Origin of the sequence: Pseudomonas sp. zfem003, from assembly GCF_032621675.1 — a bacterium.
GTDB classification, from domain to species: domain Bacteria; phylum Pseudomonadota; class Gammaproteobacteria; order Pseudomonadales; family Pseudomonadaceae; genus Metapseudomonas; species Metapseudomonas otitidis.
Genome location: NZ_JAVYJG010000005.1, coordinates 66057 through 87236, shown reverse-complemented (window position 1 = coordinate 87236; position 21180 = coordinate 66057). Strand labels below are relative to the sequence as shown.

Here is a 21180-nt window from a genome sequence, read left to right as displayed (position 1 = left end):
CGCGCCTTCGCGCCCTACCGCGCCAGGTCCTTCCACTCCAGGCCGAACTTGCCCAGGTACTTGCGCAACCGGTCCGCGTCATTGGGTTGCGCCTTGGCCTGGCGCGACACGTCGTAGAGCAGCCGCCCGGCCTCGGACAGGCTGCTCGCCTCGCGGCACACCGCCACCACCGCTGCCAGTTGCAGGCGGTCGAAGCGGTCCAGCTCGGTCAGGCGCTCCCCCAGCAGCGCCGCCAGCCCGTCATCCGGGCCAGACTCGTTGCCCCAGGCACGGCGCAGCCGGTCGATCTCCTCCTGCACCAGCGCCTCGTCGATGCGGCCGCTGTCGGCCAGGGTCGCCATGCGCGTGATGGACGCCGACAGCTCGCGGAAGTTGCCGCTCCAGCGCGCTTCGGCGGAACAGGCGAACGCCAGGTAGCGACGCCGCGCCTCCAGATTGAAGCGCACCAGGCGCCCCTGGTCGCGGGCGTGGCGTTCCAGCTCGAAGTCGATGTTCGGCTCGATGTCCTCGCGGCGCCCCGCCAGGCCCGGCAGCTCGAAGGTCCAGAGGTTGATGCGGGCGAACAGGTCCTCGCGGAACAGCCCCTCGGCCACCCGCGTGCGCAGGTCGCGGTGGGTGCCGGCGATCAGCAGGAAGTCGCTTTCCACCTCGCGGTCGGCGCCCATGGGGAAGAAGCGCTTTTCCTCGATGGCCTTGAGCAGCATGGCCTGCTCGTCCAGGCCCAGCTCGCCGATCTCGTCGAGGAACAGCATGCCGCCGTCCGCCGCCCGCAGCAGGCCGTCACGGGCGCTCTGCGCGCCGGTGAAGGCGCCCTTGAGGTGGCCGAACAGCGCCGACATGGCACCGTCGCCGCGCAGAGTGGCGCAGTTCACCTCGACGAAGCGCCCCGCCACCTGGTGCCTGGCCCGCTTGAGTTCGTACACCCGCCGCGCCAGGAAGGACTTGCCCGCACCGGTGGGGCCGATCAGCAGCATCGGCGCCCGCGAGCGCACCGCCACCCGCTCGATCTGCTCGATGCTGCGGTTGAACGCCGGGTTGCGCGTGGCGATGCCCGACTTCAGCAGCTCCAGCCCTTCCAGCTGTTCGCGCTGGAAGCGCGAGGCGATGCGGTCATAGCGGGACAGGTCGAGGTCGATCAGCGAATGGGTGCCGATGTTGTGGCGATCCTCGTCTCGGCGCCGGCCCGGCGAGGTCTGCACCAGCCGCGCCGGCAGGTAGCGCGCCTCGGTGAGCAGGAACCAGCAGATCTGCGCCACGTGGGTACCGGTGGTGATGTGCACCAGGTAGTCCTCGTGCTCGGTGTCGAAACGGTAGGCGCTGACGAAGTCATGCAGCGCGCCATACACCTCCTCGAAGTCCCAGGGGTTGCGCAGCGGCATCTCGTGCAGGCGCACCTCGGTCTGCGGCGACACCTGCTCCACGTCGCCCTTGATGCGCTGGGACAGGCCCAGGTCGCGGGCATCGCTGCCGTGGATCAGCTCCAGCCGGTCCACCAGCAGGTCCGGCTGCTGGCACAGGCCCACAGTGGGGCGCCATTTGTTCCAGCGGTCGGCGCCCTTGCCCATGCGGTCCAGGGTCGCGCCAACGAAGCCGATGGCAACGGTCTTGCGGCTCATGTTCATTCCTCCGCCACGGCACTTGCCGCTGGCGACTCGAAGACGATTGAAAGAGCGGCAGTTTATCCAAAAAGATAAATTCGTATATACAGGAATAGGAAAGCCATGCAGCAGTCGGCTTGAGATTCTGCACCCGAAAATCTCGAATAAAAATAAAACCCTTAAATATCAATGATTTGAAAAATATTTTCGGAACGCAAAGCGAAGTTGGCACGCGCCTCGCTATATCCCTGTCAACGAAAGGACAACAGAGCGAGACGCCACGATGGCCAACACCGCCCTCTTCAACACCCGGGCAGCCAGCCTGCCGCAGGTGGATACCTACAACCGCAGCAAGGCCGGCGCCTACGCCCTGCAACCGAAGCACAAGCTGGCCCAGCTGGCGATGACCGGTTGCCTGAACCAGACCTTCTACGCCGACGCCCCCGAGCAATTGGCCGAGGTGCTGGCCCTGGTGACCCAGCTGGACGCGGCCTTCGTGGCCAAGACCGCCGTGTACGCCCGCCGTGCCGGCCACATGAAGGACATGCCGGCCCTGCTGGTGGCCGCCCTGGCGGCGCAACGCTCCTCCCTGCTGCCGGCGGTTTTCGGCCAGGTGGTGGACAACGGCAAGATGCTGCGCAACGTGGTGCAGATCCTGCGCAGCGGCGTGACCGGTCGCAAATCGCTCGGTACGCAGCCCAAGCGCCTGGTGCAGGCGTGGCTGAACAGCGCCAGCGAGCGCCAGCTGCTGCAGGCCGCGATCGGCAACCAGCCGTCCCTGGCGGACGTGCTGAAGATGGTCCACCCGAAACCGAGCGAAGCCTGGCGTGAAGCCTTCTTCGCCTGGGTACTCGGCAAGCCGGCGGATGCCGACGCGCTGCCGCCGCTGACCCGCGCCCTGCTGGCCTTCCGCAGCGGCGCCAGCGACGAGCTGCCGGACGTGCCCTTCCAGTTGCTGGGCGACCGTCAACTGAGCGCCGCGCAATGGCTGGAGCAGGCACAGCGCATGGGTTGGCAGGCCCTGCGGATGAACCTCAACACCCTGGCGCGCCACGGTGTGTTCCAGTTGCCCGGCGCGGCCTACACGGTTGCCGCGCGGCTGGCGGACCGGGAAGCGGTGGCCAAGTCACGGGTCTACCCGTACCAGTTGCTGACCGCCTACACGATGGCCGGCAACGACGTACCGGGACCGGTGCGCGAGGCGCTGCAGGACGCCCTGGAACTGTCGCTGGCCAACGTGCCGGCACTGGCAGGCAACGTGGTGGTGTGCCCGGACGTGTCCGGCTCCATGCAGAGCCCGGCCACCGGCTACCGCCAGGGCGCCACCAGCACGGTGCGCTGCATCGACGTGGCGGCCCTGATGGCGGCGGCGGTGCTGCGCAAGCAGCCGGCGGCGCGGGTGATGCCGTTCGAGAACCAGGTGGTGGACGTGCGCCTCAACCCGCGTGACAGCGTGATGAGCAACGCGCAGAAGCTGGCCTCGATCGGCGGCGGTGGCACCAACTGCTCGGCACCGCTGGCGCAGTTGGTGAAGGAGAAGGCCAAGGTGGACACGCTGATCCTGGTTTCGGACAACGAATCCTGGATCGACGCCAAGCGGCGCGGCGCCACCGAAACCATGCTCCAGTGGCAGCAGCTGAAGCGGCTGAACCCGAAGGCGAAGATGGTCTGCATCGACATCCAGCCCTACGGCACCACCCAGGCGCAGGAGCAGGCGGACATCCTCAACGTCGGCGGTTTCGGCGATGCGGTATTCGATGTGATCGCCCAGTTCGCCAATGGCGAATACGGCGCGCGGCACTGGGTCGAGCTGATCGAGGCGACCGAGCTGTAGCGATAGGAACTGAACAAGGGCCCCGCAATAGGGTGGGGCCCGCAACGCGTTGAAGCGCGAGACGGCGAATGCAGCCGGGACTCCATCACCGATGTCCCTGCACACCTTTGTCACCGTAGCGCGCGGCACGAATGCAGGTGGCTGTACATCGGTTGAGCCGGTTCGATTCCGGCCCGCGGCAACGCGGAACAGTCACCTTCCCTTGTCGTGCCACCTTGAGTTTTGCGACGAATGCCGGTGGAACTACACCCTCCAACGGTCGAAATGCGGGTTCGAATCCCGTCGGCTCCAATACTGCGGGGCCGTAGTTCAACGGTAGAACACGAAAACGTTTCACCACCTTTTGTCGTCGCACCTGTTTCACCACGGCCCGCAAGGGCGCCTCAAAAACGTAGGCGAGGCCGCCAGCGCAAGGCAAAAACAGGCGAAAAAGCGCAGTTTACGCAGTGTAAATGAGCATTTTGAGCCTGTTTTTAACGCCGCGATGGCAACGCAGGTAGTTTTTGAGGTGCCCGCAAGGGCTGGCAGCGAATGCAATGGGCACTACATGTGTCGCGGGTTCGAGCCCCGCCCCGGCAACGGGTAGCTCAGCGGGTAGAGCAATTCATGTCCACATCCCTTGTCGCTGCACCCCGGCCGCCCAGGCGGCCAACCGAATTTGCCCGGCGAATGCCGGTGGAACTACAGGACGTCGTGGTTGCGGGTTCGACTCCCGCCGGCTCTCCGGGGCCGTAGCTCAATCGGATAGAGCGCGATGCCGTTTCACCCGACTTGTCGCCGTTTTGAAAGGAAAGAAGGAACCATGGAAAAGCACTACAACCTGCTGGAAGTCGCCAACGGCAAGCCGATCAAGCTCTGGACCCAGGGCGTACCGGTGGAGGACGACGCGCGCAAGCAACTGATCAACACCGCGAAGATGCCCTTCATCTTCAAGCACCTGGCCGTGATGCCGGACGTGCACCTGGGCAAGGGGTCGACCATCGGCAGCGTGATCCCCACCGTCGGCGCCATCATCCCGGCCGCCGTGGGCGTGGACATCGGTTGCGGAATGATCGCCGCGCGCACCTCGCTGACCGCCTCCGACCTGCCGGATAACCTGGCCGGCCTGCGCAGCGCCATCGAGAAGGCCGTGCCCCACGGGCGCAGCGTGTCCCGCGGTGGCCGAGACAAGGGCGCCTGGGAAGACGTGCCGGAGCTGGCGGACCACGCCTGGTCGGCCCTGGCCGGGCGCTTCAAGGTGATCACCGACAAGTACCCGCGCCTGGAGAAGACCAACAACCGCAAGCACCTGGGAACCCTGGGAACCGGCAACCACTTCATCGAGGTCTGCCTGGACGAGGCCCAGCGCGTCTGGTTCATGCTCCACAGCGGATCACGCGGTGTGGGTAACGCCATCGGCAGCCTGTTCATCGAACTGGCCCAGGCCGATATGCGCCAGCACATCGCCAACCTGCCGGACCGCGACCTGGCCTACTTCGAAGAAGGCAGCCAGCACTTCGACGACTATGTGGAGGCCGTGGGCTGGGCCCAGGACTTCGCCAAGCAGAACCGCGCACTGATGATGCACGCCGTGATCGCGGCGGCGCGTACGGTGATCAAGAAACCCTTCGAGGCCAACCTGGAAGCGGTGAACTGCCACCACAACTACGTGCAGAAGGAACAGCACTTCGGCCAGGAAGTCCTGGTGACCCGCAAGGGCGCGGTATCGGCACAGAAGGGCCAGCTGGGCATCATCCCGGGCTCCATGGGCGCGCGCAGCTTCATCGTGCGCGGCCTGGGTAACGAGGAGGCGTTCTGCTCCTGCAGCCACGGCGCCGGCCGCACCATGAGCCGTACCAAGGCGAAGAAACTGTTCACCGTGGACGACCAGATCCGCGCCACCGCCCATGTGGAATGCCGCAAGGACGAGGACGTGATCGACGAGATCCCCATGGCCTACAAGGACATCGACGCCGTGATGCACGCCCAGCGCGAGCTGGTGGAAGTGGTGCATACCCTGCGCCAGGTGGTCTGCGTGAAAGGATGAAAAACGATCGGCGTTGCCCCGCCAACGCCTTTCGACCCTGAGGGAGAGCGGCTGATGCTGCAGAAACTGGAAAACCGCCGGATCACCGAATTACGGGCCCGCCTCGACGAAGCCGGCAGCGTCTTCGACTTCGTCGTGCTGAGCCTGGATGCCACCGCCCGCCCCGGCGAGGCCGAGCACCGCGATGCGCTGCGGGTGCTGTTCGAGGCTATCGACGAACGCACCCAGGTCTGGCGGCGAAAGCTGGTGGAACAACACCCGCGGTACGCCAACCACCCGTGGCCGGACCTGAGCCCCGACCTGGCGCAGGCCCGCCCGCAAGCCCTGGACAGCGCACGGATCGCCGAGCTGGCCCGTGAGAACGGCCCACTGCACCGCGCCCTGGTCGACCCGCCCTACGGCACCCCGTTGCAGGCAGCGGACTTCCAGGAGTGGCGCGACGTATTGCGCCTCTATCCGGACGAAGGCCTGCAGGTGCTGGACTGGGTCGGCAACGCCGACCGCGAGCCCCAGCGCAGCGCCTGGAGCCGCTACTTCGATGACGGCAAGGAATGGTGGGGCATCTGGTGCCTCACGCTGTACAACCCGAGACGACGAACACTCAGCGCGCTGGCCGCCAGCGCCACCGATTGAAGCAGTAAGGGAACAAACGAAATGACCAGCGACCACCGCCATCCCCTCCCCGCCGCCATGCGCGAGCGGGTGCTGGAGGAACTGCAACGGGTCGAGCGCGAGCGCAACGTCACCGTGCTCTACGCCTGCGAATCCGGCAGCCGCGCCTGGGGCTTCGCCTCCAGCGACAGCGACTACGACGTGCGCTTCGTCTACGTCGAGCAGCCCGACTGGTACCTGCAGGTACGCGAGCCGCGCGACGTGATCGAGCGCCCGCTGGACGACGAACTGGATGTGAGCGGCTGGGAGCTGCGCAAGGCCCTGCGCCTGCTGCGCAACTCCAACCCCACGCTGCTGGAGTGGCTCGACTCGCCCTTGGTCTACCGCCAGGACGACGCCGCCACCGCATGCCTGCGCGAACTGGCCGAAGCCTTCTGGTCGCCCCGGGCCGTGCGCCATCACTACCTGTCCATGGCCAAGAAGAACTTCCGTAGCTACCTGCAAGGCGACGAGGTGCGTTTCAAGAAGTACCTCTACGTCCTGCGCTCGCTATTGGCGGTACGCTGGCTCGACCAAGGCCGTGGCCGCCCGCCGATGCCCTTCGAGGACCTGCTGGTGACCCTGGACGACCCGACGCTGCTGGCGGAAATCGACGAGCTGCTGCAGCTCAAGCGTACCGCCACCGAAGCCACCCACGGCCCGCGCCGCGAGGGGCTGCACGCCTTCATCGAGGCCCAGCTGGCCCGCGCCGGCGAAGCCCCGCAACTGCCGCGCGGCCAGGGGGACGACGCCTTGCTGGATGAATTCATGCGGCACTGCGTGCACACCCACGCCACCTGAGGCCATCGCATAAATGGAGAACAGCTGAAATGGACTTCAAACCCTTCACCAGCCTGCTGCTCCTGGGCCTGGCCAGCGGCCTCGCCGCCCAGGAGCGCCAGGTGCTGGACGCCCTGCCCCTGGACTCGGCGACGGCCTACGAGCTGTCACTGCCCGCCTGCACCACCGCGCCCTGCCCGTTCGAGCTGCGCCTGTTGAAAGACGGTCGCCCACACGGCACCACGGTGGCGCTGCACTGGGCAGCGACAGCGGCACCCGCCAGCCAGGCAGCGCCCGATCCCCTGTACGGCGCCGGTACGCCCCTGGGGGCTGGCGCGGCGCCCAGGGTGTGGATAACCGGCGAGGAAGAGGGGCAGGTCAGCGCGGCCGCTCGCCTGCTGCGGCTGGCGGATGGCACGCCCGCGTTGCTGGTCAGCCAGATGGGCGGCTTCGAGCACCCCAAGCGCCATCACGCCCTGTACCTCGCCACGCCCCAGGGCCCGCACCTGGCCTGGTTCCACGACGAAGCCCCGGGGCCGAACCAGAGCTGGGTGCTGGCACCCACGGGCGACGTCCCGGTGCTGCTGGTGCACGAGCGTGCCGCCGCGATCGACGCAGCGGACCGCCTGGAGACGCGCCGCCTGACCTGGCACCCGGATCGCACGGCCTTCAGCGAGTCGATGGCACCGCCCTCGCCAGCCCTGCGCGCCGTGGTCGCCGAACGCCACCCCAGCGCCATGGCCGCCCGGGACCGGCAGGAAGGCTGCCTGGCAACCTACGCGGTCATCGATACCGGCGCGCCGGCAGCGGCCCGCTACGCCCTGGCACAGGTGGCGGAAAGCGACGCCGAAGCCCAGGCGGAAACCACCCGCCTGCACGCGTGCGCAGCGACCCTGCGCCCGGAGACCGTGCCGCTGGCACAGCTATCGACCACGCCCGCACCGACGCAGTAAGCCGGCGGGAGGCGGATGGGCCATCCCCGTCCAAGGAGCATCCAATGAACACCACGCAATGGCTCGCCCATTGGCGGGACCAGCTACGCGTAAGACAGGCCGCAGGCGAGTACACCGACTGGCTGCGCTACCGGCTGGACGAGGCCGAAACCGTACTGGCCAATGGGACCGTCATCACAGCCCGCGAATTGCCGCTGCAACGCAACGGCTTCATCCGCGAGGGCGTGCTGCGTCGCCAGCTGGAGCGCGAGGATGAAACCGCCCTCGCCTACTGCCTCGTCTGCCTGAACGACCCGGTGGCGAGCCTGCGCGAACTGGCCCGGGCCGAACTGGAGCGCCGGCAACTCAACGCCACGGCCGAAAGCCTGCTGGACAACCTCGACCTGCTGCTGGACCTGCAGCGCAAGCAGCGCGCCGACCACAGCGTGGCCCTGGAGCGCATCCGCGCGCGCCTGCGCGAGCCCGCCCTGCGAGGCAGCGTGCGGGCGGCATTGCCAGGCCTGCGCGGCCAGGAAGCCCGCTTCGTCTTCGACGCCCTGGCAAACGAAGAACAGCCGGATGCCGAGCTGATCGACAAGGCCCTGGTGCACCCCGATCCGGCACTGCGTGCCCGGGTCATGGACAGGCTGGGTCGCCTGCCGGCGGAGTCCGCCGCACCGCTCTGGCGGCTGGCCCTCTCGGACCGCAACGGCCGCCTGCGCGCCAGGGCGCTGTACGCGCTGATCAAGGCCGAGCCCAATGCACCGGAACTGCACGGCTGGCTGGAAACGGCCCTGCTGGACGTCTCGCCATCGGTCCGCAACCTGGCCCGCTGGGCCGCGCCGCGCCACGGTGTCGATGCGGCGGCCGTAGTACGCCGGGCGCTGGTGCTGGCCCCGGTGGACAAGGGGCGCTGGCACGGCGTGCTCGGCCAGGCCGCCGAACTGCGCCTGGAGGAGGCCGTGCCCCTGGCCCGCCAGGCGCTCGCCTCGCCCTTGCCGTCGGTCCGCCGCAGAGGCTTGCAGGTGCTGGTGGAGCAGGTTCCGGAGCAGGCCGTCGATGCCTGCCTCGCCTTGCTGGATGACAGCGCGCCGGGTGTGGTCGTCGAAGCGCTGCAGGGCCTGGAGCGCCTGTGCCATCCAGCGTTCGAACCCGCACTCCGGGCCGCGATGACACGCCTTGCCGCAACCGACATGGCGGGCAGCCTTCGCCTCAGCCGGATACTCCCCACCCACGCCCAGCTGGAGGCACTGCTGGACGGGCTCTGCGAGGCGCCGCAAGCATCACGCGAACCCTGGTTGCAGGCGCTCCGCGCGTGGCGCCACAGGCAGAAAAGACTCGTCAACTGGACCAGCACGACCCACCTCAAGGCACGGCTGGAGAGCCTGCGTGGCCAGCAACTGATGCCGGAGGAAGAGCTCTCGGCGCTGATGAGGGCGCTGTGAGCAGGCAAACGACGTACAACTCACAACCCATTGCACCATTGGCCTGGCCAGAGCGCCGGGCACGAACAACTGATTGGAACACCGAACCATGAACACGGATTTTCTCGAACTCGACGGCGCCATCGGCGGTGGCCAGATCCTGCGCAGCGCGCTGAGCCTGTCGATGATCACCGGCCGCCCGATGCGCATCCGCAACATCCGCAAGCAGCGCGGTCGTCCGGGCCTGTTGCGCCAGCACCTGACGGCGGTCCAGGCCTCTGCACAGATTTGTGGCGCACGCACCCAGGGGGCCGAATTGGGCTCGATGGAGCTGACCTTCATTCCCGGCGCGATTCGCGGGGGCGACTACCGCTTCGCCATCGGCAGTGCGGGCAGCTGCACCCTGGTGCTGCAGACCCTGTTGCCGGCCCTGCTGTTCGCCGACAGCCCGGCTCGCCTGTGGATAAGCGGTGGCACCCACAACCCGCTGGCCCCGCCAGCGGACTTCATCGAGCATGCCTGGCTGCCCTTGCTGCGGCGCATGGGCGCCCAGGTGGAGATGAAGCTGTTGCGCCACGGCTTCATGCCCGCCGGCGGTGGCGAGGTGACGCTGCAGGTGCAGCCGGGCGAACTGCGCACGCTGGTGCTGCCGGCACGCGGCGAGGTACGCGAGCAGGAAGCCACGGCCGTGCTGGCCAACATCCCGCATCACGTCGGTGAGCGCGAGCTGCGCCAGGTGGCGATGCGCCTGGGCTGGCCGGAGGAGGCGCTGAAACGCGCCTACCTCGCACCCGGCATGGGACCGGGCAATGCCTTGCTGCTGAAGGTGGGCTGCGAGGCGGTGACCGAGCTGTTCTGCGCCCTGGGCCAGACGCGCCTGTCGGCCGAACGGGTGGCGGACCTGGCGATCCGCCCGCTGCAGGCCTGGCTCACCAGCGGGGCGGCCACCTCGGAGTACCTGGCCGACCAGCTGCTGCTGCCGATGGCCCTGGCCGGCGGCGGGCAGTTCAGCACCTGCGTGCTGAGCGACCACCTGACCAGCAACATCGAGGTGATCCAGCAATTCCTGCCCGTGCGTTGTCTGATCCAGAGCGAGCGGGAGGACTTCCACAACGTCACGCTCACGGCGTCTTGACGAAAAGACGACATCCCGCTGCCGAGAATGGGCGCGCGGACCCGGTCCGCGCCCCGACCATCCGGCGAATGCGCCCGCCCTATCGGCGCATGGGAGCTCACCATGGCGTGCATGCGCGCCACCCTGCCTGTCCTGCTCTGCGCGGCCCTGCTTCTCGCCGGCTGCGAGACCACCCATGACTACCTGGTTGCCCAGGGTTATCCACCGGCGTTCGCCGACGGTTACCAGGACGGCTGCAGCAGCGGCCGCCAGGCCGCCGGGGCGATCACCGGCGAGTTCCGCAAGGACGTGCCCCGCTACCTGCGCGACCGCACCTACGCCGAGGGCTGGGGCGACGGCTTCGAGCAGTGCAAGGAGCAGATGCGCAGCCAGGAGTTGCGGGAGTTCCGCGAACAGGTGACGCGGGACCGCGATGACGAGTGGAAGCGGGACAAGGACCGCGCGGCCGCACGCGCCCTGGGCGGGCACAGCGATTGAGTGCGAGCCCCATGTGCGGGTTGGACGGTCCGTTGCAGTGAACAGCCCTTGCCGTCAGGGCGACATGAAAAGGGCAGCCGATTGGCTGCCCTTGTTCGTCCGGGTGCGGGTGGGTCGTGTCAGACCAGCCCCTGCGCCAGCATGGCGTCGGCCACCTTGACGAAGCCGGCGATGTTGGCGCCCTTCACGTAGTTGATCCGGCCGTTTTCCTCGCCGTAGTGGACGCAGGCGTGGTGGATGTTCTGCATGATGCCGTGCAGGCGCTGGTCCACTTCGCCGGCGGTCCAGTGCAGGCGCATGGCGTTCTGGCTCATCTCCAGGCCGCTGGTGGCGACGCCGCCGGCGTTGGAGGCCTTGCCCGGGGCGAAGAGGATGCCGGCCTCGAGGAAGGCATCCACCGCTTCGAGGGTGGAGGGCATGTTGGCACCCTCGGCCACGCAGATGCAGCCGTTGGCGAGCAGGGTGCGGGCGTCTTCGGCGTCCAGTTCGTTCTGGGTGGCGCAGGGCAGCGCGATGTCGCAGGCCAGCTTCCACGGCCGCTCGCCGGGCAGGAAGCGCAAACCGGCGCCCTGCAGGGACTCCAGGCGCCCACGGCGCTCGTTCTTCAGCTCCATCAGCTCATCCCACTGCTCGGGGGTCAGGCCGTCTTCGATGAACAGGGTGCCGCCGGAGTCGGACAGGGAAATCACCTTGCCGCCCAGTTCCATGACCTTCTGCGCGGCGTACTGCGCCACATTGCCGGAGCCGGAGATGGCCACGCGCGCGCCGTCGAAGCCACGGCCCTGGCCCTTGAGCATTTCCTGGGCGAAGTAGACGCAGCCGTAGCCGGTGGCTTCGGGGCGCACCAGGCTGCCGCCGTAGGCCAGGCCCTTGCCGGTGAACACCGAGGTGAACTCGTTGGAGAGGCGCTTGTACTGGCCGAACAGGTAGCCGATCTCGCGGGCGCCGACGCCGATGTCGCCGGCGGGTACGTCCAGGTCCGCACCGATGTGGCGGTACAGCTCGCTCATGAACGACTGGCAGAAGCGCATCACTTCGGCGTCGCTCTTACCCTTGGGATTGAAGTCCGAACCGCCCTTGCCGCCGCCCATGGGCAGGGAGGTGAGGGAGTTCTTGAACACCTGCTCGAAGGCCAGGAACTTCAACACGCCGAGGTTGACCGAAGGGTGGAAGCGCAGGCCGCCCTTATAGGGACCGATGGCGCTGCTCATCTGCACGCGGAAGCCACGGTTGACCTGGGCCTGGCCTTTGTCGTCGACCCAGGGTACGCGGAACAGGATGGCGCGCTCGGGCTCGACCAGGCGCTCCAGCAGGCCGTCGCGCAGGTAACGGGGGTTGGCTTCGAGGAAGGGCCAGAGGCTGCGCAGAACCTCTTCCACCGCCTGGTGGAATTCGGGCTGGTGGGGGTCGCGTTGCTTGAGCCGTTGCAGGAACAGGTCCAGGGAAGGAGTCATGATGCTCACCAGTATTTTTCTTTTGTGGACAATCGGTAGCGCGAGACTCTAGCAAGCGATCCGGCACATAAACAGGGCAAAATGACGCATTGATGAAACTTTTTGGTGCATTTGCTGTAAATCCCCACCGCCACACGCCATAAACCTACGCTTAGAACGCTCTGTTCCGGCAGATACCCGTGCCACTGGATTCTTGCGTTTTTGCACTTTTTTCGAGCGCTTCAAGCACCAGAAAGTGACGTTTTCACGACACCGGGAAACCGGCTCGGCGTTCCGTCGTCAGCGGCCGTCATGATTGGATACAACTCATCCTTCCCGACAAACGGAACGGCACCCCGGCGCTCCAGTCATAGCGATGTGCCATATCGGCACCCACTCAGGAGCACCTGTTCATGTCCAGCTTGCCCAAGCGTTCTGTCCGCCCCTTCACCGCTTCCCTGGCCGCCCTGGTCCTGGCGGGTCTTGCCGGGGCGGCTCAGGCGGGCATCGAGGTCGGCAGTTCGTCCAGCAGCTACAGCAACCTGGTTACGGTCGATCGCAACCCGGTCAGTGGCACAACGCTGAAGGAATCCCGTATCAGCATCGACACCCTCGAGAAGATGCAGGAGCAGTTGAAGAGAACCCAGGAAAGCCTGGAGAAGCTGACCCGGCAGGTCAGCGACCAGGCCAGCACCATCAGCACCCTGAACCGCCAGCTGGAAGAGGTGAAGCGCACCACCGGCTCGTCGGACCTGTCAAACGTCCAGCGCGACCTGGACAGCCAGAAGGGGCGGATCGATCAGCTCCAGCGCAGCCTGGAGGACGCCAAGCGTGGCAGTTCGTCGTCCAGCGATGTCTCCAGCCTCAAGCGCGAGCTGGAGAGCCAGGACAACCGCATCGACCAGCTGCAGCGTGGCCTGGAGGATGCCAAGCGCAACAGCTCCTCCTCCAGCGACCTGTCCGGCCTCAAGCGTGAGGTGGACAGCCAGGACAGCCGCATCGACCAGCTGCAACGCAGCCTGGAGGACCTGAGCCGCAAGGTGAAGTAAGCGCCCCCGGAATGAAAAACGGAGCCCGAGGGCTCCGTTTTTCGTGGTGCTGCCGGCTTACTGGGCCAGCTTCTTGTAGCGCACGCGGTGCGGCTGGGCAGCCGCCTCGCCGAGGCGCTTCTTGCGGTCCGCTTCGAACTCGGTGTAGTTGCCTTCGAAGAAGGTCACCTTGCCGTCGTCCTCGTAGGACAGGATGTGGGTGGCGATACGGTCCAGGAACCAGCGATCGTGGGAGATCACGATGGCGGCGCCGGGGAAGTCCAGCAGCGCCTCTTCCAGGGCGCGCAGGGTTTCCACGTCGAGGTCGTTGGACGGTTCGTCGAGCAACAGCACGTTGCCGCCCTGCTTCAGGGTCAGGGCCAGGTGCAGGCGGCCGCGCTCACCACCGGAGAGGTCCTTGACGAACTTCTGCTGGTCGGCGCCCTTGAAGTTGAAGCGGCCAACGTAGCTGCGGGACGGGACTTCGTAGTTGCCGATCTTGATCTGCTCGAAGCCATCGGAAACCTGCTGCCACACGGTCTTGCTGCCGTCCAGGCTGTCGCGGCTCTGGTCGACGCTGGCGATCTGCACGGTCTCGCCGATCTCGATGCGGCCGGAATCCGGCTGCTCCTTGCCGGTGAGCATGCGGAACAGGGTGGACTTGCCCGCACCGTTGCCGCCGATCACGCCGACGATGGCGCCTTTCGGGATGCTCAGGGACAGGTCGTCGATCAGCACGCGATCGCCGTAGCCCTTGGTGACGTTGTGCAGCTCGATGACCTTGTCGCCCAGGCGCGGACCGGCCGGGATGTAGATCTCGTTGGTCTCGCTGCGCTTCTGGAATTCCTGGGACTGCATTTCCTCGAAGCGCTGCAGACGGGCCTTGGACTTGGCCTGACGACCCTTGGCGCCCTGGCGCACCCACTCCAGCTCAGCCTTCATGGCCTTGGCGTGGGAGGCTTCCTGCTTGGCTTCCTGGGCCAGGCGGTTGGCCTTGGATTCCAGCCAACCCGAGTAGTTGCCCTCGAAGGGGATGCCGTGGCCACGGTCCAGTTCGAGGATCCAACCGGCGACGTTGTCGAGGAAGTAACGGTCGTGGGTGATGGCCACCACGGTGCCGGGGAAGTCGTGGAGGAAGTGCTCCAGCCAGGCGACGGAGTCGGCGTCCAGGTGGTTGGTGGGTTCGTCGAGCAGCAGCATGTCGGGGGCCGACAGCAGCAGGCGGCAGAGCGCAACGCGGCGCTTCTCGCCACCGGACAGGTGCTCGATCTTCGCGTCCCACGGCGGCAGGCGCAGGGCATCGGCGGCAACTTCCAGCTGACGCTCCAGGTTGTGGCCGTCGGCGGCCTGGAGGATGGCCTCCAGCTTGGCCTGCTCGGCGGCCAGGGCGTCGAAGTCGGCATCCGGCTCGGCATAGGCGGCGTAGACCTCGTCCAGGCGGGCCTGGGCCTGCTTGATCTCGCCGACCGCCTCTTCGACGATCTCGCGGACCGTCTTGCTGGCGTCGAGCTGCGGTTCCTGAGGCAGGTAGCCGACCTTGATGCCCGGCATCGGGCGGGCTTCGCCGTCGATCTCGGTGTCGACGCCGGCCATGATGCGCAGCAGGGTGGATTTACCCGCGCCGTTCAGGCCGAGCACGCCGATCTTGGCGCCGGGGAAGAAGGACAGCGAGATGTCCTTGAGGATTTCACGCTTAGGGGGCACGACCTTGCTGACCCGATGCATGGTGTAGACGTACTGAGCCAAACTGTTTGACCTCGCTGAACGTGTGGAATCGGGCCAATGGCTTGCGTGGCAAGCCATTGGCCGCAGACGGAATGAATAGGAAAGTGCGTCAGCTTATTAGCTCCCCTGGGGTTGTGCAAACGCCGCACGCGCACGTCCGCCACGTATCGCCTCGACCGCCTTCGCTTGCCGATATGTCCAAGGTGATAGCCGAATTCCCCAAACGCCATCTCACCCACCTACGCGATGGCGGCCAGCGTCCCACAGGGCACGCTTTCTACCATGTTGCGCACCTGCCCCGCGGCCTCCCAGGCCACGGGGCAGGTCTCTCCTAACACTCAAGGAATGCAACATGATCAGGAAACTCGTGACCTCCGCCGCCGTCCTGGCGCTCTCTGCCTCCAGCCTGTCCGCCTACGCATACAGCGACGCCGACGGTGCTGAGATTCACTTCACCGGGAAGATCCTGGAGAAAACCTGCACCGTGGCAGTGAACGGCGTCCCGACCCCGGGCGCGGCCACCGTGACCCTGCCGGACACCCAGGCCGCCCTGCTGCGTATCGCAGGCCAGACCGCTGGCGATACCCCGTTCGTCATCAGCCTCAAGGACTGCAAGACCAACGCCAGCTCGGCAGATGTGCTGTTTACCTCGGCCTACCTGGATGGCGACCAGTTGAGCAATATCGCCTCCACGGGCGCAGCGACCAACGTCGCTCTGGAGCTGACTGACAATAACGGCACTCCGGTCGACCTGAGCGGCCAGATCCCGACCATCATGAGCCTCAACGCCGGCCAGGGCAGTGCCACCTACAAGGTGCGCTACTACGCCAAGGACGTCGTCGAGCCGGGCGCCGTCGAGGCCACCGCTCTCTACGTAATCGGCTATCCGTGACGCACAGGAAGGCAGGCGCAACGCCTGCCTTTCCTACCTTCCGTGAAGTGCTTCGAGTCCACATGAAACGCATCCACATCTGGCTGGGCATGCTCGCCATGCTCGCACCTGCTTTCGCCCAGGCCGGCATTGTCATCACCGGCACCCGCGTGATCTACCCCGGCGAACAACGCGAGATCACCGTCCAGCTCACCAACAACGGCGATGTACCCGCGCTGACCCAAGCCTGGATCGACCAGAGCCCGAACATCGAGAACGCCGCCAAGGCCCGCAGCCCCTTCCTGCTCACGCCACCCGTGACCCGGGTCAACCCCGGCAAGGGACAGAGCCTGCGCATCCGCCTGATCGAGCAAAGCCTGCCTCAGGACCGCGAATCACTGTTCTGGCTGAACGTGCTTGAACTGCCACCCAAGCCGGCGGAGGGCACCGCCACCAACAAGCTGCAAATGGCCTTTGCCAGCCGTCTCAAGCTGTTCTATCGCCCCAAGGGCCTGGGATCCCTTGAGTCCGGAATCCAGAACCTGCAATGGAAGGTGCAAGGCGATGAACTGGTATGCACCAACCGCGGCGCGTTCCACATCACCTTCGTCGACATCCGCCTGGGTGGGCAGGAGGTCACACTGAACAAGGGCTCGGCAATGGTCGCCCCTCAGGACACCTTGCGCCTGCCACTGAAGCAACGGGTACCCGGCTCCGCTGACACCTCCATCGACTTCAAGGTCATCAACGACTTCGGAGCAGACGCCACCCATACCGCCCGCCTGTCGCCCTGACGCTCGATGTGCCACGCCCCGCAGCGGTCCTGCCGCTGCCTGCCACCTGCAGTGCTGCTCGGGGGCATGCTGGCTCTGACAAGCCAAGGCCACACCGATGAGCGCGTCATCTTCGACGACTCCTTCCTGCCCCCCGAGGCCCGCAACTTCGACCTCAGCCAATTCGAAGACGAAGCCCCAGTCGTGCCAGGGCACTACACGGTGGACATCCGCCTGAACGAACGGATAGCCCTGCGGCGCGAGATCGAAGTGACGACCGATACGCGAGGATCCTTTCCCTGCCTGCAGCCGGATCTGCTCCAGCTCATCGGCACTGACCCTGCCCACCTGCGCTCCATCGAGCCCGATACCTGCGGCCGCCTGGAAGACCAGGTGGACGGCGCCCAGGCGCGCTTCGACATGGCCGAGCTGGTGCTGGAGCTGCAGATCCCCCAGTTCGCCTTGCGCCGCAACGCCTATGACTATGTGGACCGGACCCTGTGGGACGCAGGCGTGACCGCCGCCATTCTCGGCTACAACCTCAACGCCAGCCGCCAGGAACAGACGGGCAGCCGCAGCGACAACCTGTTTCTCAGCCTGGACGGCGGCCTCAACCTGGGCCGCTGGCGCCTGCGCCACCAGGGCTCCCAGACCTGGCAGAGCGATGTTTCCAGCGCCTATCGCAATGCCGCCACCTACCTGCAGCACGACCTGGACGACTGGGGCAGCCAGGTGGAGGTCGGCGAAGTCAACAGCAGCGGTCAACTGCTCTCCGGCGTACCACTGACCGGCGTCCATTTGCGCAGCGATGCCAGCATGCTGCCTTACTCCCAGCGCAACTTCGCTCCGATGTTCCGTGGTGTCGCCCGAACCCAGGCACGCATCCAGGTCTGGCAGGGCACCACCCTGCTGAAGGAGCTGAACGTCGCCCCTGGTCCCTTCGAACTGGATGACCTCACGCCCCCCGGACGCGGTGGTGATCTGGAGGTACGGGTCCTCGAAGCAGACGGCAGCGAGCAACGCTTCACCCTGCCATACAGCCCTGCCGTCGAACTGCTGAGGCCCGGCCAGGTGCGCTTCAGCCTGGCTGCAGGCCGCCTGCGTGATGCCACGCTCAAGCGCCAGCCAATGGTGATCGATGGCGTTTTCAGACGCGGTGTTAGCAATCACACCACCGCCTACCTGGGAGGCCAGGCCAGCCCCGACTACACCGCACTCATGATCGGGGCGGCACTCAACACGCCACTGGGCGCGCTCGCAGCCGACCTTACCCGCAGCCAGGCACACATCCATGGCCAGGACGAAACGGGCAACAGCCTGGGCCTGGCCTTCTCCCGCAGTTGGCCAACCGGAGGCCCCGCCATGGCCCTGGAACTGCGCCATGCTCCAACACCGGGCTACCAATCGCTGGCCAGTGCAGCCCGTCGCCAGGACCAACCCACCCCGCTCAAGGCGAACACCCGACCAGCCGGCTTGCGCGACAGGGCCAGCGCCACCCTGACCCTCGACGTCACCCAGGATGCACAGCTCAACGCCGGGCTGCTGCTGCAACGCGACTGGCAAACCCCAGGCTGGGCGCGGCAGTACCAGGTCGGCTATACCCATCGTTTCCGTCGTTTCAGCCTAAGCCTGGACACGGTCCGCGCGCGCGACGCCCAGGGCCAACCCGACGGCCAGACGCGGCTGAGCCTCAATATCCCGCTGGGTGCCCGCTTCGGCGGCAGCCAGAGCCTCTCCGCTGCCTTCACCCGGCGCCGCGATGGCACCCACGACGAACGCCTGTCCCTGCGCGGCAGCGCGGGTGAATCCCGCCAGTTGGCCTACACGCTGTCCACCAGCCGCAACAGCCAGGGCTCGAACGCCAGCAGCCTCGGTGGCAGCTATCAATCCTCCCGAGCCTTGCTCAGCGGCGCACTGAGCCAGGGCGACGGCTACCGCACCACCGCCCTCGGCCTCAACGGCAGCCTGCTGGCCCACCCGGAAGGCATCACCCTGACGCCCATGCAGGGCGACACCTTCGCCGTACTGGTGGCCCCTGGCGGAGCCGGCGCCTGGGTCGCGCAGCAGCCTGGCCTGGCCCTGGACGGCCAGGGCCAGGCCGTGGTGGCCGGGCTGCAGCCGTACCAGATGAACGAACTGGTCCTCGACCCCGCCGGCGCCGCCGACAGCGTCGAGTTCGAAGAAACCGAGCAACGCGTTGCCCCGCGGAGCGGCGCCGTGGTGCTGGTGAAGTTTCCCACCCGTTCCGGCAGCGTCCTGCTGGCTCGCGGCCTGCTGCCCGATGGCGAACCCCTGCCCTTCGGCACCAGCCTGCAGGACGAACAGGGACAAGCCCTGGGCGTGATCGGCCAGGGCGGGCTGATCTACCTGCGCCTGGACGGCGCGCCCACCACCCTGCGGGCCAACTGGGCCCCCGGAAAGTCCTGCAGCCTCGCCGTGCCGCAACCGTTGCCGCCCGTCGACGAAGCCCCTCGCGACCTCACCTGCCACCCCTGACCCGGAGCCGACCATGCCGAACCTGCGCCCCCCGTACCTGGCCACCTGGCTGTCCCTCATGATCGCCGGCCTGCTGCCGCTTGCTGCCTGGGCCGACTGCCCGGCCCCCGTGGCAGCCAGCCGCCAGGTGCCATTTGGCGCGCCCGCCATCAGTCAACCACCCGCTGCACCGATCGGCACCGTCCTCTATGAACAATGGTTGCCGGTGCCCCAGATGGCTGACGACGGCAGCGGCCAGCCCCTGACCCTGGCCCTCACCCCGCGCCCCGCCCAGGCCCTCTGGCAGGACGCCCGCTCGGCCGAGTCACCGGTGTACCAGACCAACCTGCCCGGCGTCGGCGTGCGCTACAGCGCCCCCGACGGCGGTGCCCTGGCCAGCGCGCGGGGCTCGGCCGTGATCTTGCAACTGGTGAAGACCGAGCCGACCCTGCAACCCGGCACGCTGGCCGGTGACCAGTTACCGGCCCTGGCGCTCTACTGCGGCCAAAGCGAACTGGGGCGCACCGAGCTGAGCGGCAGCCTCAACCTCGTCAGCAGCACCTGCATGGCCACCGACGTCGACGTGCCCCTCGGCACCTTCCCCGCCAGCGCCCTGGCCCAGCCGGGCGATGCCACACCCTGGGTCGACTTCGCCGTGCGGCTGGTCAACTGCCCCCCGTTCCATGGCACCCGTCGACTCTTCGACGGCCAGGCCGGCTGGCAGCAGAACGATATCGGCATCGCCCTGCGCCCCAGCGACGGTGCTGTGGACGCCGCCCGAGGCCTGATGCGCCTGAGCCCCGGCCCCGACAGCGCCCAGGGCGTGGCCATCGAGGTGCGCCAGCGTTTCGAAGGGCAGGCGGGACCCGCGCCTCTGGACAATCGGGTGGTACGAGGCGTGCTGGCATTGACGGACACCCCCGGGCAGTCGTACGCCTTTCCCTACAGCGCGCGTTATCTAAGGCTGAACGAACCGTTCAACGCCGGTCTAGCCAACGGCGCGTTAGTGTTCACCCTCATCTATTACTGACATGCCGATGACCGACACGACCCAGGGGCGGGTGATCGCCGCCAGCCTGCTGCTGGGCTGCCGCCATTTGCTTCCTCCCCTCGCCCAGGCGCTCGGACATGGTCCGGACGCCTTGCTGCCGGACTCGCACTGGTCCCTGGATGACTTTCTCCACCTCTTGCAGCGTGCCGACGAGGGCCCACTCCCCCAGATCGGCCTGCACCAGGGCACCCTGCTGGACCTGGGCGCACTCGGCCTCTACGGCCTGGCAGTACAGAGCGCCAATACCTTCGGCGAAGCACTGATGTGCGCCCAGCGCCACCTGGCCTCGCTCGTCACCCCCGCCCGGCTCGACCTGCGGCTCGATGCCCGTGGCCTGGTGGTCGACTTCCGCCTGCTGTCCAGGGGAACGGCCAGCACCCGGCAATTCGACGAACTCTTCCTGGCCCTGCTGGCCAATGCCCTGGCCCCGCTGACCCACCCGCCGACCCAGGCCCTGCGCCTCGAACTCGCCCACCCGGCACCGGACGACGAACGGCTCCACCGTCAGGCCTTCGCCTGCCCTATCGCGTTCGAGCGCCTGCACAACCGCCTGCACTTCCCCCGCGCCGCCCTCGAGCGGCCATTACGCACAGCCCAACCCGCCCTGCACCAGCACCTGCTGGCCTACCTCGGCCAACCGCCGCACTCCGCCTCGCTACCCCTCGATATCCCCCATGACGAGGACGAACGCTGGGAGTGGGTCAAATACCAATTACGCGCTCGCGGCCACAGCCTGGCGGAGGTGGCCCGCCAGCTCGGAGTCTCCAGCGCAGCAGTGAAGAACGCCAAGCGCCAGCCCTATCCCCGGGTCGAACGCGCCATCGCTGCGCTCCTGGAACTGGCGCCGGCACAGATCTGGCCGGAACGCCGGCACCCCACCTTGGGAACAACCGGCCCGTCTACCGCGTCCAACGTCCGAACGACGGTAGCGCGCGACGAAGAGGACTGATCGGGGCCCTGGTCGCGC

The 21180-nt window shown here is 67.2% G+C and carries 17 protein-coding genes; 14 read left to right on the top strand and 3 right to left on the bottom strand.

The annotated features are described in order from the left end of the window. Positions 1 to 14: 14 nt before the first annotated feature. Positions 15 to 1616: an RNA repair transcriptional activator RtcR gene (gene rtcR, locus RTK35_RS11960; protein ID WP_316908090.1), complete on the bottom strand. Its 1602-nt coding sequence runs from the start codon at positions 1614 to 1616 to the stop codon at positions 15 to 17. 265 nt (positions 1617 to 1881) lie between these two features. On the opposite strand from rtcR, the gene RTK35_RS11955 reads away from it, so the two are divergent. The 8 genes from RTK35_RS11955 (at position 1882) to RTK35_RS11920 (ending at position 10857) form a co-directional block, all read left to right on the top strand. Then, positions 1882 to 3432: a vWA domain-containing protein gene (locus tag RTK35_RS11955; RefSeq protein ID WP_316908089.1), complete on the top strand. Its 1551-nt coding sequence runs from the start codon at positions 1882 to 1884 to the stop codon at positions 3430 to 3432. 802 nt (positions 3433 to 4234) lie between these two features. Further along, positions 4235 to 5458: an RtcB family protein gene (locus tag RTK35_RS11950; RefSeq protein ID WP_107330233.1), complete on the top strand. Its 1224-nt coding sequence runs from the start codon at positions 4235 to 4237 to the stop codon at positions 5456 to 5458. 54 nt (positions 5459 to 5512) lie between these two features. Continuing rightward, positions 5513 to 6091, top strand: a complete 579-nt coding sequence (locus RTK35_RS11945; protein WP_316908088.1) for a hypothetical protein — start codon at positions 5513 to 5515, stop codon at positions 6089 to 6091. A 21-nt stretch (positions 6092 to 6112) separates the two neighbouring features. Further along, the gene (locus RTK35_RS11940) at positions 6113 to 6910 is read left to right on the top strand and encodes a nucleotidyltransferase domain-containing protein (RefSeq protein WP_316908087.1); all 798 of its coding nucleotides are present in this window, start codon (positions 6113 to 6115) and stop codon (positions 6908 to 6910) included. A gap of 29 nt (positions 6911 to 6939) precedes the next feature. Then, a complete protein-coding gene (locus tag RTK35_RS11935; RefSeq protein WP_316908086.1) occupies positions 6940 to 7842 on the top strand; it encodes a hypothetical protein in 903 nt (300 codons plus the stop codon). 44 nt (positions 7843 to 7886) lie between these two features. Next, the gene (locus RTK35_RS11930; RefSeq protein ID WP_316908085.1) at positions 7887 to 9266 is read left to right on the top strand and encodes a hypothetical protein; all 1380 of its coding nucleotides are present in this window, start codon (positions 7887 to 7889) and stop codon (positions 9264 to 9266) included. 88 nt (positions 9267 to 9354) lie between these two features. Then, positions 9355 to 10380, top strand: coding sequence for an RNA 3'-terminal phosphate cyclase (rtcA, locus tag RTK35_RS11925; protein WP_316908084.1), 1026 nt, complete (start codon positions 9355 to 9357; stop codon positions 10378 to 10380). A gap of 102 nt (positions 10381 to 10482) precedes the next feature. After that, positions 10483 to 10857 (top strand): hypothetical protein, encoded by a 375-nt coding sequence (locus RTK35_RS11920; RefSeq protein ID WP_044410453.1) that lies wholly within the window; start codon positions 10483 to 10485, stop codon positions 10855 to 10857. Between the two features lie 119 nt (positions 10858 to 10976). On the opposite strand, the gene gdhA is transcribed toward RTK35_RS11920, so the two are convergent. Further along, entirely contained in the window at positions 10977 to 12311 is a 1335-nt protein-coding gene (gdhA, locus tag RTK35_RS11915; protein ID WP_044410853.1) for an NADP-specific glutamate dehydrogenase, read from the bottom strand. A 392-nt stretch (positions 12312 to 12703) separates the two neighbouring features. Between gdhA and RTK35_RS11910 the strand changes: the two genes are divergently transcribed. Continuing rightward, positions 12704 to 13339 carry a hypothetical protein gene (locus RTK35_RS11910; protein ID WP_074972964.1) on the top strand — a complete coding sequence of 212 codons (636 nt, stop codon included), beginning with the start codon at positions 12704 to 12706 and terminating at the stop codon, positions 13337 to 13339. 57 nt (positions 13340 to 13396) lie between these two features. Here the strand turns inward: RTK35_RS11910 and ettA are convergent, their stop codons facing one another. Next, on the bottom strand, positions 13397 to 15064 hold the full coding sequence (gene ettA / locus RTK35_RS11905) for an energy-dependent translational throttle protein EttA (RefSeq protein ID WP_044410459.1): 1668 nt from the start codon (positions 15062 to 15064) through the stop codon (positions 13397 to 13399). A 331-nt stretch (positions 15065 to 15395) separates the two neighbouring features. Here ettA and RTK35_RS11900 point away from each other — a divergent pair, with 331 nt between their 5' ends. The 5 genes from RTK35_RS11900 to RTK35_RS11880 all read left to right on the top strand — a co-directional run bounded on the left by RTK35_RS11900 (position 15396) and on the right by RTK35_RS11880 (position 21162). Beyond that, a complete protein-coding gene (locus tag RTK35_RS11900; RefSeq protein WP_142012079.1) occupies positions 15396 to 15935 on the top strand; it encodes a fimbrial protein in 540 nt (179 codons plus the stop codon). Between the two features lie 62 nt (positions 15936 to 15997). After that, on the top strand, positions 15998 to 16708 hold the full coding sequence (locus tag RTK35_RS11895) for a molecular chaperone (RefSeq protein ID WP_074972959.1): 711 nt from the start codon (positions 15998 to 16000) through the stop codon (positions 16706 to 16708). Positions 16709 to 16774: 66 nt separating this feature from the next. Beyond that, complete coding sequence (locus RTK35_RS11890) at positions 16775 to 19183, top strand: fimbria/pilus outer membrane usher protein (RefSeq protein WP_316908083.1); 2409 nt, start codon at positions 16775 to 16777, stop codon at positions 19181 to 19183. Positions 19184 to 19196: 13 nt separating this feature from the next. After that, positions 19197 to 20192 carry a fimbrial protein gene (locus tag RTK35_RS11885; RefSeq protein WP_316908082.1) on the top strand — a complete coding sequence of 332 codons (996 nt, stop codon included), beginning with the start codon at positions 19197 to 19199 and terminating at the stop codon, positions 20190 to 20192. 7 nt (positions 20193 to 20199) lie between these two features. Beyond that, the gene (locus tag RTK35_RS11880; RefSeq protein WP_316908081.1) at positions 20200 to 21162 is read left to right on the top strand and encodes an AraC family transcriptional regulator ligand-binding domain-containing protein; all 963 of its coding nucleotides are present in this window, start codon (positions 20200 to 20202) and stop codon (positions 21160 to 21162) included. The last annotated feature ends 18 nt before the right edge of the window (positions 21163 to 21180 follow it).

Excerpts from the sequence above, each read along its gene's own strand:
- RTK35_RS11930 (WP_316908085.1), top strand. The coding sequence starts at position 7,887 with ATGAACACCACGCAATGGCTCGCCCATTGGCGGGACCAGCTACGCGTA.
- RTK35_RS11935 (WP_316908086.1), top strand. The coding sequence starts at position 6,940 with ATGGACTTCAAACCCTTCACCAGCCTGCTGCTCCTGGGCCTGGCCAGC.
- RTK35_RS11950 (WP_107330233.1), top strand. The coding sequence starts at position 4,235 with ATGGAAAAGCACTACAACCTGCTGGAAGTCGCCAACGGCAAGCCGATC.
- rtcA (WP_316908084.1), top strand. The coding sequence starts at position 9,355 with ATGAACACGGATTTTCTCGAACTCGACGGCGCCATCGGCGGTGGCCAG.
- RTK35_RS11920 (WP_044410453.1), top strand. The coding sequence starts at position 10,483 with ATGGCGTGCATGCGCGCCACCCTGCCTGTCCTGCTCTGCGCGGCCCTG.
- gdhA (WP_044410853.1), bottom strand. The coding sequence starts at position 12,311 with ATGACTCCTTCCCTGGACCTGTTCCTGCAACGGCTCAAGCAACGCGAC.
- rtcR (WP_316908090.1), bottom strand. The coding sequence starts at position 1,616 with ATGAGCCGCAAGACCGTTGCCATCGGCTTCGTTGGCGCGACCCTGGAC.
- RTK35_RS11910 (WP_074972964.1), top strand. The coding sequence starts at position 12,704 with ATGTCCAGCTTGCCCAAGCGTTCTGTCCGCCCCTTCACCGCTTCCCTG.
- RTK35_RS11900 (WP_142012079.1), top strand. The coding sequence starts at position 15,396 with ATGATCAGGAAACTCGTGACCTCCGCCGCCGTCCTGGCGCTCTCTGCC.
- RTK35_RS11885 (WP_316908082.1), top strand. The coding sequence starts at position 19,197 with ATGCCGAACCTGCGCCCCCCGTACCTGGCCACCTGGCTGTCCCTCATG.
- RTK35_RS11945 (WP_316908088.1), top strand. The coding sequence starts at position 5,513 with ATGCTGCAGAAACTGGAAAACCGCCGGATCACCGAATTACGGGCCCGC.
- RTK35_RS11955 (WP_316908089.1), top strand. The coding sequence starts at position 1,882 with ATGGCCAACACCGCCCTCTTCAACACCCGGGCAGCCAGCCTGCCGCAG.
- RTK35_RS11895 (WP_074972959.1), top strand. The coding sequence starts at position 15,998 with ATGAAACGCATCCACATCTGGCTGGGCATGCTCGCCATGCTCGCACCT.
- RTK35_RS11890 (WP_316908083.1), top strand. The coding sequence starts at position 16,775 with ATGCTGGCTCTGACAAGCCAAGGCCACACCGATGAGCGCGTCATCTTC.
- RTK35_RS11940 (WP_316908087.1), top strand. The coding sequence starts at position 6,113 with ATGACCAGCGACCACCGCCATCCCCTCCCCGCCGCCATGCGCGAGCGG.
- RTK35_RS11880 (WP_316908081.1), top strand. The coding sequence starts at position 20,200 with ATGACCGACACGACCCAGGGGCGGGTGATCGCCGCCAGCCTGCTGCTG.